This is a genomic window from Microbacterium sp. H1-D42 (assembly GCF_022637555.1).
Lineage (GTDB): Bacteria > Actinomycetota > Actinomycetes > Actinomycetales > Microbacteriaceae > Microbacterium.
This window is the reverse complement of the sequence record NZ_CP093342.1, coordinates 694,462-707,403: the sequence shown is the minus strand read 5'-3', so window position 1 is coordinate 707,403 and position 12,942 is coordinate 694,462. Positions and strand designations below refer to the sequence as shown.

At 69.1% G+C, this 12,942-nt stretch carries 8 protein-coding genes; 1 reads left to right on the top strand and 7 read right to left on the bottom strand.

Going from position 1 to position 12,942, the window contains the following annotated elements; genetic code table 11:
* Positions 1 to 15: 15 nt before the first annotated feature.
* Positions 16 to 3,819 (bottom strand): adenylate/guanylate cyclase domain-containing protein, encoded by a 3,804-nt coding sequence (locus MNR00_RS03235; protein WP_241927741.1) that lies wholly within the window; start codon positions 3,817 to 3,819, stop codon positions 16 to 18.
* A 94-nt stretch (positions 3,820 to 3,913) separates the two neighbouring features.
* On the opposite strand from MNR00_RS03235, the gene MNR00_RS03230 reads away from it, so the two are divergent.
* A complete protein-coding gene (locus MNR00_RS03230) occupies positions 3,914 to 6,751 on the top strand; it encodes a LuxR family transcriptional regulator (RefSeq protein ID WP_241927740.1) in 2,838 nt (945 codons plus the stop codon).
* A 180-nt stretch (positions 6,752 to 6,931) separates the two neighbouring features.
* On the opposite strand, the gene MNR00_RS03225 is transcribed toward MNR00_RS03230, so the two are convergent.
* The 6 genes from MNR00_RS03225 to MNR00_RS03200 are packed head-to-tail and all read right to left on the bottom strand — an operon-like array spanning position 6,932 to position 12,917.
* A complete protein-coding gene (locus tag MNR00_RS03225; protein WP_241927739.1) occupies positions 6,932 to 7,255 on the bottom strand; it encodes an L-rhamnose mutarotase in 324 nt (107 codons plus the stop codon).
* Positions 7,252 to 8,235: an aldo/keto reductase gene (locus MNR00_RS03220; RefSeq protein ID WP_241927738.1), complete on the bottom strand. Its 984-nt coding sequence runs from the start codon at positions 8,233 to 8,235 to the stop codon at positions 7,252 to 7,254. The genes MNR00_RS03225 and MNR00_RS03220 overlap by 4 nt, the downstream gene beginning before the upstream one ends.
* Positions 8,232 to 9,749, bottom strand: a complete 1,518-nt coding sequence (locus tag MNR00_RS03215) for a sugar ABC transporter ATP-binding protein (protein ID WP_241927737.1) — start codon at positions 9,747 to 9,749, stop codon at positions 8,232 to 8,234. The genes MNR00_RS03220 and MNR00_RS03215 overlap by 4 nt, the downstream gene beginning before the upstream one ends.
* Entirely contained in the window at positions 9,746 to 10,750 is a 1,005-nt protein-coding gene (locus tag MNR00_RS03210) for an ABC transporter permease (protein WP_241927736.1), read from the bottom strand. Before MNR00_RS03210 ends, MNR00_RS03215 begins: the two co-directional genes overlap by 4 nt.
* Positions 10,747 to 11,829 (bottom strand): ABC transporter permease, encoded by a 1,083-nt coding sequence (locus MNR00_RS03205; protein WP_241927735.1) that lies wholly within the window; start codon positions 11,827 to 11,829, stop codon positions 10,747 to 10,749. The genes MNR00_RS03210 and MNR00_RS03205 overlap by 4 nt, the downstream gene beginning before the upstream one ends.
* The gene (locus MNR00_RS03200; protein WP_241927734.1) at positions 11,826 to 12,917 is read right to left on the bottom strand and encodes a mandelate racemase/muconate lactonizing enzyme family protein; all 1,092 of its coding nucleotides are present in this window, start codon (positions 12,915 to 12,917) and stop codon (positions 11,826 to 11,828) included. Before MNR00_RS03200 ends, MNR00_RS03205 begins: the two co-directional genes overlap by 4 nt.
* Positions 12,918 to 12,942: the final 25 nt, after the last annotated feature.

The following is a 12,942-nucleotide window of genomic DNA, read 5'->3' as shown; positions in this document are numbered from 1 at the left end:
GCGCGCGCTCCCCGCTCAGGCCACTACGCCGAGCGAGTGCAGCACCTGGCGCGACTCGGCCCGCAGCAGCTCATCGTCCGTCGCCTCGGCGAGCGCGAGCCGCAGCAGAGCCGGCTCGTATCCGCCGAACCCACCGGTGGTGCGCGCGAGCCCGTCACGGGCAGCGTCCGCCGCGCGGTCGGCCTGCCCCTGATTGACCAGCACCTGCGCCCTGATGCGGTGCAGGCGCGCCAGCGTATCGGCGGCCTTCGCCTGAGCGGCGAGGATCGTCTCATCGATCAGTGTCAGCGCCTCGGCGGAATCGCCCTCGGCGGTCAGCGCCTCGGCCCTTGCCGCATCGAGCAGGGCGACCTCGGTGGTGAGTTCGAGTCCCGCGAGCACCTCGCGTGCCTCGTCGAACAGCGGCCAGGCTCCGACCCGATCGCCGCTGCCGGCTTCGGCGCGGGCCTGCTCGCGCAGCACGAGCCCGACCAGCTCCTCATCGTCCGCCCGGCGCGCGAGGCGAAGCGCGATCTCCAGCACCGGAAGCGCCTCGGCATGTCTGCCCTGCGCGACAAGGACATCCGCACGGTTGTACAGCGCGGTCGCCTCGTTGGCTTCGTCACCCAGACGGCGAAAGGCATCACTGGTCCGCTCGAACGCGTCGATCGCGTCGGTCCATGCGCCGCTGTTGTACGCGTCGATGGCGAGATTGTTCAGAGTGAGTGCCTGACCGGTCAGGTCGTCGAGGCGCTCGTACAGCCCGAGCGCGAGCTGCCCGTACGGTCGGTCCTCCGCTTGAGCCGAGGCGCCGTAGGCCAAGTGCAGGGCATTGCAGGCTTGGGCCAGCGCCGTCTGGTCGCCAGAGGCCTGCGCCCACTCCACCCCGCGGCGTCCCCAGCGCACGGCGTCACTCGCGCGACTCTGCAGGTGCAGGCCGAAGCCGTAGCGGGTGGCGAGCTGCGCGCGCACGGCATCCGCTCTCGCGCCCTCGACCCCCTCGAGCAGCCGCAGCCCGCGAGTGAGCTGCGACAGCGCCAGACGGTAGCGCCCGAGCCGCTGAGTGATGCGAGACTCCTTCGACAGCAGCTCGGCCGTCGCGATCGGATCATCGCCCAGGTCTCGCCGTGCCCGCCTGAGCGCCGTCAGCGCGCCTGTCGCATCTCCCGCCATGTCGAGGCAGTCGCCGAGGGAGGAAGAGGCGTCTGCGCGTCGTCCATGCGAGATCTGCGGCAGGTGCGCCGCGGTGTCCAGTGCACGGGCGAAGAAGACCGCCGCCTGCGCGTACGCGTATTTGCGGCGGGCCTCCTCACCCGCGGCGAGTGAGTGGGTCCAGGCCTGCTCGTGCAGTCCGGCGGCGTGGAAGTGCAGGCTCAGCAGATCGGACCCGACGGTGCGGTCGGTCGCGGCCACCAGGGCAAGCGCGACGCGCTCATGCAGGCGGCGCCGCAGGCGGAACGGCAGCCCCTCGTACGCGACCTCGCGCACCATCGCGTGCCTGAACTCCAGATCGCCGTCGTCCGTCGGCCGTAAGAATTCCTCCAGGCGCACGGCCACGTCCGCCTCCGGCATCCGACTCTGACCATCGTCGAGCTGGGTCAGGAATCGCGGATCGAACCGCATGCCGAGCACGGCGGCGAGGCGCAGCAGGGCACGGTCGCCGGTGGCGAGGCGATCGATGTCGACCAGCAGCACCGCCTCGACCGATCCGGGCAGCTGGTCGATGGAGCCTCCCGCGCCGAGAGCACCGGCGCTGGCCGCGAGCGAGGTCAGGAACAGCGGGTTTCCCCCGCCGCGCTCGACCATCGCCTCCAGGGCATGGCGGCTGGCGCGCACCGGCCCGACGGACTCCACAACCAGGGCGAGCGCCAGATCATGCGGCATTCCGGCGATTCGCATGCGACGATCCGCTGGCGCGTCCAGCGATGGCACGTGCCCGATCGGCACCTCTCGTCGGGTGATGATCATGCACCACGGCAGATCCTCGGCGGCACCCTCGAGGTGGTGCAGCAGGGAGCCCGAGGCCTCGTCGAGCAGATGGGTGTCCTCGAAGATCAGCAGCGTCGGCGTGCTGAGCAGCTCGGCGAGCAGTGAGAGCACGACCTCCTCGATGCGTCCGCGGCGGAATCGGGGATCCAGCTCCTGCACCTCACGGCTCGGTGGCAAGTCGAGACCGAGGGGAACGGCCAGCAGCGCCAGCCAGATCAGCAGATCGGGCCGCAGATCGTGCACAGTCTGCTCCAAGCGGTGGGCGACGACTTCGGCCTCATCGTGCGCGGCAAGACCAAGTACTGCGCGCATCAGCCCGCCGATGGTCGCGTACGTCGCCCCCGCGTCGTATCCGCTCACGCCGGTCGCCACGGTGCGCATGCCTGGCGGCACCTCCGCTTCGGCGACGAGCCGCGTCTTTCCGATGCCCGGCTCGCCGACGATGTCGACGACGCTGCCGCGATGTTCGGATGCTGCCGCGATCGCGGCCCGCAGCTGGGCGAGCTCGTCTGCGCGCCCGATGAATCGCGTTTCGGCGGACATCCCCGCCGCATGCGCCCGCACCTGACGCACGATCACGGCGTGCACAGGGTCGCGCTTGCCCTTCACGGCGAACGGCGCCAGTGCGCTCGCCTCGACGGCCGCGTGCACCTCGCCGACGACGGCGGCCGTCGCCACCAGCTGGGCGGGTCCCGTGTGACCGAGAAGACGGGCGGCGAGATTCACCGCATCGCCCTTGATCGAATAGGCGCGACGGACAGCGGGGCCGAGCTCGCCGGCGAAGACGTGACCGGATGACACACCGACCCGCACAGTGAGCGCACCTGAATGGTCAGCGATCTCGCGGCCGGCCGCGAGCATGCGCTCCGCATCACGCCCGGCACTGCGCGGGGCGCCGGCGGTGAGCATGATCTTGCCACCGTCCGCGGCGATGTCGGATTCGAAGAATGTCACCCCGTGTCTCAGACATGCGCGCTGCACCGCGATGACCAGAGCGTCGACAGCCTCCGTCGCCTCCTGGGGCGAAAGGGCATCGAGCCCGGTGAACTGCACGAATCCGATCGTGACCGGACGATGCTCGGGCTCGGATGGTCCCGATTCGACGTGAGCGCGGATGCCAGGAGGGACGGCCATCGCGACGGAGACCGTGGGCAGCACGGGCCGCGCCGGTGCAGCGACATCCTGGACGAGAAGGTCGGGTGCGGTCGGCGCCGATCTCAGCATCCGCCCCGGCGCACCACCGTAGATCTCGCGCGTCTCGCCGAGCACCCTGGTCGACAGCAGAGCGGCCGTCTCATCGCTGAGCAGGATCTGCCCCGCCCCGCACACCTGCTCGACATCGACGAGCCGCGTGATGTCTGGCCCACCGACGATCAGCTCGAGATGGCTGGCCGGGTCTCCGACCAGATACAGGTCGAACTCGCCACTGTGCACGCCGATCGACATGCGCAGCTGGGCGGGCACGGGAAACGACTCGCCATGCATCAGTTCGCGCAGCGCCGCGCGCATGCGGTGCGCCGCCCGTGCCGCGCGCACCGCATGGTGCTCGCCGCGGAAGAACAGCAGCACGGCATCCCCGCCCCATTTGAGCAGGTCGGCGCCGTCGGAGAATGCCGGCGCGAGCAGCGTCGCGAACGTGAGATCGAGGGCGTCGCTGAGCAGTTCTGCGCCGACTCTGCCTCGCCGCGCGAGCCGCTCGGTGAGCCTCGTGAAGCCCGAGATGTCGGCGAAGACCATCGTGCCGGGCATCCGACGATGGCCCCGCTGGGAATCACCGGCCGACCACTCGCCGACGATTCGCGGCGCGAACGCCGAGAGCACGGCGGGATCATGCGAGAAATCAGGCCACATCGCGTTCCTCCGTCACTAGAATCCAGCTAGGGACTGGGGCCTGAGAGGCGGTGCTGCGAGCATGCCACCACGTGCTGACCGCGCGACGTCCGCAATGCCGACGGGGCGTCTGTTCGTCGGTCGGGATGCTGAGCTCGCGCGCCTGCTCGGCTTCGTCACCGACAGCGCTCCGCACGGTGGGTTCATCGCCGTTCAGGGTGACGGCGGCATCGGCAAGAGCTCGCTGATCGACGCAGCGCTCGCGCAGCTGCCGCGGAGACATCAAGTGCTGCGCGGCGCGGCAGATGCCATGGACAGGCGACGCGCCTACGGCATCCACCTCGATGCGCTCGCCCCGAAGCTCACTCTCGAAGACCACCGGATCGCCGCCGAGCGCAGCGAGCACCTCGCAGGGGAGCGACTGCTGGAGGTGATCGACGCCTGTACTCGCGAGCCCACGATCCTCGTGCTGGAAGACCTGCATTGGGCGGACCCTGGTTCGCTGCGACTGCTCACCAAGCTCAGCCGCACCCTCGAGCAGATGCCGCTGACCATCATCGCCTCGCTGCGCACGCAGGCCCGTCACGAGACCGCGCCTGCCCTCGACCATCTGCTCAGTGTGCTCAGCGAACGCGGTCTGCTGCACGTGATCGACCTGCAGCCGCTCACCGAGAGCACCTGTCTGCACATCACAGAGCACCTGATCGGCGGGCGGGCGGATGACTCTCTGGCCAGATACACGGCATCCGCGGGAGGGAACCCGCTGTTCCTCACCGAGCTGATCCGTGCTCTGGTGCAAGACGGGGCGGTCACTCTCGGTCCGCGCGGCGAGGCACGACTCGATGCCCCCGCCGGCCCGTCGCCGTCCCTGGCGATGGTGATGATGCGCCACCTCAGTCATCTGACGCCCGCGACGAGAGAGCTGCTGACCACCGCCGCTCTGCTCGGCACACGGTTCCCACCCGCCCAGCTGCGACTCGTCGCCGATCGCACGATGAGCGATCTGGTGCCGATGCTGCGCGAGGCTTTCGCCGCCGGGTTCCTCGAAGAGATCGATGACGACACCCTCGGCTTCCGGCATCAGCTGATCCAAGAGGTGCTGCTGCACGACATGCCTGCGGCAGTGCGCGGCGAGCTGCACCGCGACGTCGCGCTGCGACTCGAGGCGGCCGGCCTGTCGCCGGCCACCGTCGCAGGGCACCTGCTGCACGCACCGGTCGCGGCCGAGGACCTGACGTGGATGCTGGCGCTGGCCGAGCGGACCGCCGCTGCGGCGCCGGGTACCGCCGATGAGCTGTGGCAGCGAGTGGCGGCGCACACCGCACCGGCCAGCCTGATGCACGTCACGGCCACCGCCGGGCTCGCCCGCACTGCGCTCAGCGCCGGAAGACCGGCCGAGGCTGCCGCCCTCGCGACGAGCGCCCTGCAGCACGAGAGTGCCCTGCGGCAGGAGACCGCTCTGTCGGGAGCGGACCGGATCGGACCGCTGCTGCGCGCGGTCGAGACGCGCGCCCTGCTGCTGCAGCATCAGCATGACGCAGCGCGCGATCGCGCTCTGGGCTATGCGGCGTCCAAGGATCTCGCCGCGGCTGAGCAGGCCGCGCATCTGACGTTCGCCGCCTGGCCGGTGTTCATGCTCGGCGACATCGACTCCGCCGTGCGGTTCGCGCGCCAGGGTGCAGCCCTGGCCGCCGAGCAGGGCAACCATGGCGCCCGCGTGTACGGGCTGTCGCTGCTCGGCCTGATCGCGAACTGCCGCGGTGAGCTCGATGAGGCGATCAGCGTGCTCTCGGAGGCCGTGCTGATCGCGGATCAGCATCCGTCCCTCGCCTCGATCGAGGCCTTCCCGCACGCCCAGCTGGCCGTTGCGCTCGCCGATGTCGACCGCACGGCGGAATCGGCCGCGCTGGTGCAGCGCGGCATGGCGGTGTCGGCGCAGTTCGGATACCGCACCGGTCTGCTCGCGACCCACTCGCTGGCAGCGCAGGCCCGCAGCCACAGCGGCAACCTGTCCGACATCGCGGTCGAACTGGACGCGCATCGGACGCTGCTCGGCTCGATGGACATCCGCCTGGATCCCCCGGTGCGCGGGCTGCGCACCCAGGTCATCGCCCGCCAGCGCGGCCCGGCCGCCGCGCAGGAGGCGGCCGCACAGCTCGACCCGGTGCCGGGGCGCGAGCAGTGGGGCGGACGCGGGCGGTCGTGGGTCTGGCTTGGCCACAGCCAGCCGGATCGTGCACGCCGCGACGACGCCGCGACGCTCGACGTGCTGTGGCGGGGATGGCAGGAGTTCCGTGCCGGCGAGCTGCTGATGGACTGTGCCGAACTCGCCCTCGATCTCGTCGAGCTCGCTCGGCGCATGCCGGACGAGCGGTCGGATGCTGACGAGCGCATCACCGACGTGGTGAGCGTCATCTCGGCACTGGCCGCGAAGAACCCCTCGGTGGCGCACCTGCAGTCCACGGCGCTCGCCGTCTCGGGCGTGGCCGCCGGCGATGCCGCGGCACTGGTCGAGGCCGAGCGGCTGATGGCGCTCACCCCTCGCCGGCTGGATCATGCGCGCATCGCCGAACTCGCCGCGCTGGCGCTGCCGGCCTCGGACGCCGGCGCCCTCGCCGAGACTGCGCTGCGCGCCTACGCCGAGGTCGGCGCCGATCACGAGGCTGCGCGCTCGCGGGCATCCTTCCGTCGTGCCGGCGTGGCGGTGCAGGTGATGACGCGGGCCCGAGCGACCTCGGGCTGGGAGGCGCTGACGCGCACCGAGGAGCGCATCGCCGGGCACGTCGCCGAGGGAGAGACCAACCTCGAGATCGCCCAGAGCCTGTTCATCTCGCGACGCACGGTGGAGACCCATGTGTCAAACATCCTCACGAAGCTCGGCCTGCGTTCGCGCACCGAACTCGCCATCCTCATCGCGCGACGGCTCGATGATCCTGGACAGCACGGCGAGTAGATCGATCCAGCCGCAGAACGGCATCGCCGCGTCGCCACTGTCGACCCGGCCCTCGGGAGGATCCGTGCCATCCACCCAGATCTCGATGTGCACCCTGCCAGACTTGCACCATCAGCGTCGGGCCGGATCCGTGAGTTCACGGATGTTCAGCGGTCGCCGGCGAGACCGGTCGAGATGAGATCAGTCGAGATGGAAGACCTCGGGCACCGTGTGCCACCACTCGCCCTCTTCGCGCTCGGCGACGGGACGCTGCTTCGGCTCGCAGACCGCCCACCACTCCTGCGTCGTGGGGTCCTCCGCCATCGCGGCCATGTCGGCCTCGTAGTCATCGCCGACGTATTCGAAGTACGAGAACAGCAGGTTGCCATACCGGTAGATCGAGTAGTTCTGGATGCCGCTGCCCTTGATCTGCGCGAGCACGCCTGGCCACACCTCGCGGTGGATGCGCTCGTACTCGTCGATCTGCTCGGGATCGAGGCCGATGACCTGTGCGACGCGCTTCATGCTGTTCTCCTCGGGGTGATGAGTGAGGTTGCCTCGAGTTCTGCCCAGAACTCGTCGGGGATCGGGGCGGCCATCCGCTCCGCAGTCTGCGCCGCCTGCTCCGCACCGCGGAATCCGGCCACGACCGACACCACCTGAGGGTAGCGGAGCGCGAACTGCAGCGCCGCCGCCGGCAGGCTCACGCCGTGGCGGCGACAGACCGCCTCGATCACGCGGGCGCGGGCGATGAGCTCGGCGGGCGCCTGGGCGTAGTCGAAGGTGGCATCGTCCGGCACGCTCTCGCGGCTGAGCAGCCCGGAGTTGTAGACCGCGGCCGCCACGATCGCGACATCGTGCCGGGTCGCGGCTTCCAGCATCCGCTCGGCACTCGCGTGCTCGAGAAGCGTGAGGCGCCCTGCGCACATCAGGAGGTCGACGTCGGCGCGCTCGATGAAGTCGGCCAGCATGCCGGTCTGGTTCATCCCGGCGCCGAATCCGCCGATCACGCCCTCATCGCGCAGCTGGGCGAGCGTCGCGGCGCCAGTGGTGGATGCCTGCTCCCAGTGCTCGTCGGGGTCGTGCAGGTACACCACGTCGATGCGGTCGAGGCCAAGGCGGTCCAGACTCTCCTCGATCGAGCGCAGCACGCCGTCGCGGCTGAAGTCGTACACGCGCTGGGTGTCGGCCGGCACATCGAACCCGTTCACGAGGTCGCTCTGCCCCGCCACCGGGTTCGGCTCCAGCAGCCGCCCGACCTTCGTCGAGACGACGTACTCGTCACGCGGGTAGGCCGACAGCGCTCTGCCGAGGCGTCGCTCTGACAGCCCGAGACCGTAGTGCGGCGCGGTATCGAAGTAGCGGATGCCCGATTCCCAGGCCGCACGGACGGTCTGCTCGGCCTCGTCGTCGGACATCGCGAAGCTGAGGTTGCCGAGCTGCGCGCAGCCGGCGCCGAGCGCGGTGAGGTTCAGTGAACGATGCCTGCGGGTGGGCAGGGTCATACAGGGGCCTCCGAGCGGTGGATGTGCGACATCACAGCCTGACTCACACTGTCATAGCGGTGGTCGTTGGGCACTTCACCGCGGACGATGAACTCGTCCATGACCACGATACGGTCCGCGAGCGTGATCATCTCGGCCAGATCGCTCGAGATCAGCAGGATGGCGAGACCTTCGTCGGCGAGGCGCCAGATCAGCTCGTAGAACGCGCGCTTGGTGCGCACGTCGATGCCGACGGTCGGCTCGTCGATGATGAGGATCTCGGTCTGGGCCGCCAGCCATTTCGCCAGCGAGACCTTCTGCTGGTTGCCGCCGGAGAGCTGCCCGGCGAGCTGATCCTGCGAGGAGATCTTGATGTCGAGCACCTTGACGTATTCGTCGACCACCGCGCGCTCCCTGGCGCCTGGGACGAAGCCGAGGAAGCGGGCCAGCTTCGACCAGATGGTCACCGAGACGTTGCGCGTGATCGATTGCAGCAGGAAGACGCCCTCCTCCTTGCGATTCTCGGTGACGTACCCGATCCGGAAACGCTGCAGCGCATCACGCACCGAGCGGATGCGGGCGTCCTCGCCGCGTACGAGAACATCACCCGCCGTGACGCGATCGATGCCGAGGATCGCACGGGCAAGCTCAGTGCGCCCGGCGCCGACGAGGCCGTACATGCCGACGATCTCACCGGGATGCACATCCAGCGACACCTCGCGGTGTCCGGTGCTGGTGCTGACCTTCCGCAGCTCAAGGGCGGGGGTCCCGGAGCGATCGATGCTCCGTTCCTCGACCTCGAGCGCTGCCAGCGATCGCCCCACCATCCGTGCGACCACCTCGTCACGCGAGGTGTCGGCGATCGGCTGGGATTCCATCGCCGTGGCACCGTCACGCAGCACAGTGATCGCGTCGCAGTGCGCGAAGACCTCGTCGAGCTTGTGGCTGACGAGCACGATCGCCGTGCCCTTCTCGCTGAGGTCGTGCACCACCCGGTACAGCCGGTCGGCCTCGTCCACGCTGAGGGAGGCCGTGGGTTCGTCGAGCAGCAGCACCGTGGCCTCTCGGTGGAGTCCTCGGGCGATCTCGACCAACTGCGTCTGCGCTGCCGACAGGTCGCGCATGGGCGTGCGCGGGTCGATGTCGAGGTGCAGCAGATCAAGGCACCGCTGAGCCTCACGCCAGACCGTCGGCCAATCGACGCGGCCCAGACGACGCGGCATCTGGGACAGCACGATGTTCTCGCCCACCGTGAACTCACGGATGACGTTGCGCTCCTGGTGCACGACGCCGACGCCGGCCTGCATCGCCTCCAGTGGATTCGCGAACGACACGGTATCGCCGGCCAGGACCAGTTCGCCAGAGTCGGCAGGCTGCACGCCGGTGACGATCTTGATGAGCGTCGACTTTCCTGCGCCGTTCTCGCCCATCAGCGCGTGGATCGAGCCGCGCTCGACCCGCAGATTCGCCTCGGCCAGCGCGACGACCCCAGGGAAGGTCTTGCGCAGTGCCCGTACTTCCAGTGCCGCGGTCATCGCTTCGCCTCCGCAAGTGCAGCTTCGGCGCGTTTCGACCGAAGTTCGAGTCCCCGACGTGCGGCACGCACCTCACGCAGTCGTCCCAGCGCGACGGTTCCGAGAACCACGGCGCCGACGACGAAGTTCACTGCGGCCGCGTCGAATCGGAAGATAGGGCTCGCCGAGTCGACCAGGCGCACGACCATTGCCGCGAGCACGGTGCCGAGCACGGCGACCGTTCCACCCGCCAGCGCGACACCGCCGATGATGGGTGCGGCGAAGCTGGGCAGCAGCCAGTCTCCTCCGACGGTGGTGTTCACCCCTGGCAGGAACGAGATGCTCACGAACGCCGCGACTCCGCACAGCAGACCGGAGATGGTGTGCGCGAGCACGAGCGAGCGGTCGATCGAGATGCCGGCCAGCTGGGCCGCCACCGGGTTGCCGCCACTCGCCAGCATCCGACGCCCCGTCACGGTCTGCGCGAAGAAGACGGCGACGACGACGGCCACGCCGAGAGTGAGCAGGAAGATCGTCGGGATGCCGAACACATCGGACCGACCGAACGCGGCGACCTCGGGCCAGGCGCTCTTCGAGAGGGTTCGGGTGCCGACGAGTCCGTACTGCACGCCGATGAGGATCTGCGACATGGCGAGAGTGATGATGAAGCCGTTGATCCGGGTGCCGATGACTAGCAGGCCGTTCGCGAGGCCGAGCACGCCACCGGTGACGACGGCACTCAACGCGCCGATCCACGGCGGTGCGCCCCATGAGGTGATCATCACGCCGGAGAGACAGGCGGCGACGCCGCCGATGGCACCGACTGCGAGGTTCAGCTGGCCGACGCAGAGCGTCACCATCTGGGCGAGGCCGATGAGGATCGGCACGCTGACGAAGCGGAAGAAGCTCGTCATCGACACCGGGCCGAGGAACTGCCCCGATGTCACCACGGCGAGGAACGCCGCGCCGACGAGGACGACACCCAGCAGCAGGAGGTTGTTCGTGCTGATGATCCGCTTCATCGTGCCACCTCGGATTCGTTGAGTTCTGTCGCGAGCTCGGCGGCCGAGACCTTCTCACTCGGGGGACGCTTTCGGGTGAACAGCAGGCGCAGCCGATCGGTGGCCAGCGCGACGATCAGGATGGCACCGAGCAGCACGTTCAAAGCCTCAAGGCCCACGCCGAACAGCTCGAGTCCCTTGCGGATGACGGATGTCAGCGTGATGCCGAGCACCGTGCCGACGACCGACACGGCGCCGCCGGCGAGCAGCGTGCCTCCGAGAATCGGTCCGAGGAACGATGGCAGCATGAACTCGCCGCCGATTCCAGGGGTGAACGAGCCGGTGCTCGCTCCGAGCAGGATGCCCGCGAGCGCTGCGAGCAGACCCGAAAGCCCATGGGCGAGGATGATCCGTCGCCCGGTCGGCACGCCCGACAGCTCCGCCGCATCGACGTTGCTTCCCGTGACGAGCACCTCCCGCCCGAGTCGGGTGCTGGAGTAGAAGTACCAGACGACGACCGACGCCGCGAGCGCTGGGAGGATGATCAGCGGCACGGCGTTGGTGCCGCAGACGCCGCCGATGCAGAAGTCGGCGAATGTCCCGCGGCCGATGGCCTCGAGCCCGTCCGGCTTCGTGGTGAACGCGTTGCCGGTGCTCCACATTTCGTACAGCGTGGGGATGAGGCCCATCAGGCTGAAGCTCAGCGCGAGAGTCACGATGAACGAGTTGACGCCGGTGCGGGCGATCACCCACCCCGCGAACGCACCGACGGCTGCACCGGCCGCGCAGCCGAGCACGAGTCCGACGAGGAACGGCATGCCGAGCTTGTCGAACGAGACGCCTGCGACGAGTGCGCCGATGCCCGCCATCTGTCCGACTGCGATGTTCATGTGCCCGATCGAGAGCGCCACCATCTGCGACAGGCCCACGATCGTGAAGATCGAGATCGAGGTCAGCAGCGGTGCGATCACGAACGGGCCGTTGAGGAATGATGGCTTCAGGATGGCGAAGACCACGACCAGCACGATGATGAGCGCGAGCAGTACAGGCCGGGGCGAGTGCAGCTCGGTGCGCACCGCGCGCGAGAGGCGATCGCTCATTCCACGATCCGATCTTCCATCGCGTCCCGATCCCAGTCGATGCCGAGGCCGACCGTCTCGGGGGCCAGTGCGCGGCCGTCGGCGATCTCCATCTCGGTGCGGGTGATGGCCCGCAGCTGCGGGATGTGCTCGACGTAGCGACCGTTCGGAACGGCGGCGACGAGGCTGACGTGCAGCTCCATCAGGAAGTGCGGGCAGACGTGCACGTTGAACGTCTCGGCGAGGTGCGCGACCTTGAGCCAAGGCGTGATCCCGCCGACCCTGGCGACGTCGACCTGGACGATGCCGGCCGCGCCGCGGTCGAGGTACTCACGGAACTGGGCGGCGGAGTACATCGACTCGCCCACGGCGATCGGGGTGGCGGTGGATGCCGCGAGTCGGACGTGCCCCTCGATGTCGTCGGCCGGGAGCGGCTCTTCGATCCACGCGAGGTCGAGTCCGTCGAACTGGCGTGCGCGGCGGATCGCCTCGGTCGAGGTCATCGACTGGTTGGCGTCGACCATGATGTCGAAGTTGCCGCCGACGGCGGCGCGCACTGCGCTCAGCCGCTCGAGGTCTTCGTGACCGGTGGGCTTGCCGATCTTCAGCTTCACGCCGGAGAGGCCGTTCGCCTTCGAGGCGAGGGCACCCGCGACGAGGTCTTCGGTGGGGAGGTGCAGCCAGCCGCCTTCCGTGTCGTAGAGCGGGACGTCTCGGCGGAAGCCGCCGGCCAGACGCCAGAGCGGCAGACCTGAGCGCTTTGCGGCGATGTCCCACAGGGCGGTGTCGACCGCGGCCAGCGCGAGCGATGTGATGGCGCCGGTGGTGGTCGCACGCGTCGACGCGAACAGCTGGAACCACACCGCCTCGATGCGGTCGGAGTCAAGACCGACCAATTGCGGAACCAGGTGGTCGCGCAGCATCGACAGCACCGCGCGACCTCCTGTTCCGATCGTGTAGGAGTACCCGAGGCCGCTCAGGCCGTCCTCCGTGGTGATCTCGACGAAGATCGTCTCCTGCTTGAGGAAGCTCTGCACGGCATCCGTGCGGACGGTCTCGACGGCGACATCCACGAGGAATGCTCGTGCTGCGGTGATCCTGCTGGCCATGGGTGTTCCTGTTCCTTCTCAGTGC

What these genes read in the sequence shown, in the direction of transcription:
- MNR00_RS03235 (WP_241927741.1), bottom strand. Translation starts at nt 3,819, where the DNA reads ATGTGGCCTGATTTCTCGCATGATCCCGCCGTGCTCTCGGCGTTCGCG.
- MNR00_RS03220 (WP_241927738.1), bottom strand. Translation starts at nt 8,235, where the DNA reads ATGACCCTGCCCACCCGCAGGCATCGTTCACTGAACCTCACCGCGCTC.
- MNR00_RS03205 (WP_241927735.1), bottom strand. Translation starts at nt 11,829, where the DNA reads ATGAGCGATCGCCTCTCGCGCGCGGTGCGCACCGAGCTGCACTCGCCC.
- MNR00_RS03200 (WP_241927734.1), bottom strand. Translation starts at nt 12,917, where the DNA reads ATGGCCAGCAGGATCACCGCAGCACGAGCATTCCTCGTGGATGTCGCC.
- MNR00_RS03225 (WP_241927739.1), bottom strand. Translation starts at nt 7,255, where the DNA reads ATGAAGCGCGTCGCACAGGTCATCGGCCTCGATCCCGAGCAGATCGAC.
- MNR00_RS03210 (WP_241927736.1), bottom strand. Translation starts at nt 10,750, where the DNA reads ATGAAGCGGATCATCAGCACGAACAACCTCCTGCTGCTGGGTGTCGTC.
- MNR00_RS03230 (WP_241927740.1), top strand. Translation starts at nt 3,914, where the DNA reads ATGCCGACGGGGCGTCTGTTCGTCGGTCGGGATGCTGAGCTCGCGCGC.
- MNR00_RS03215 (WP_241927737.1), bottom strand. Translation starts at nt 9,749, where the DNA reads ATGACCGCGGCACTGGAAGTACGGGCACTGCGCAAGACCTTCCCTGGG.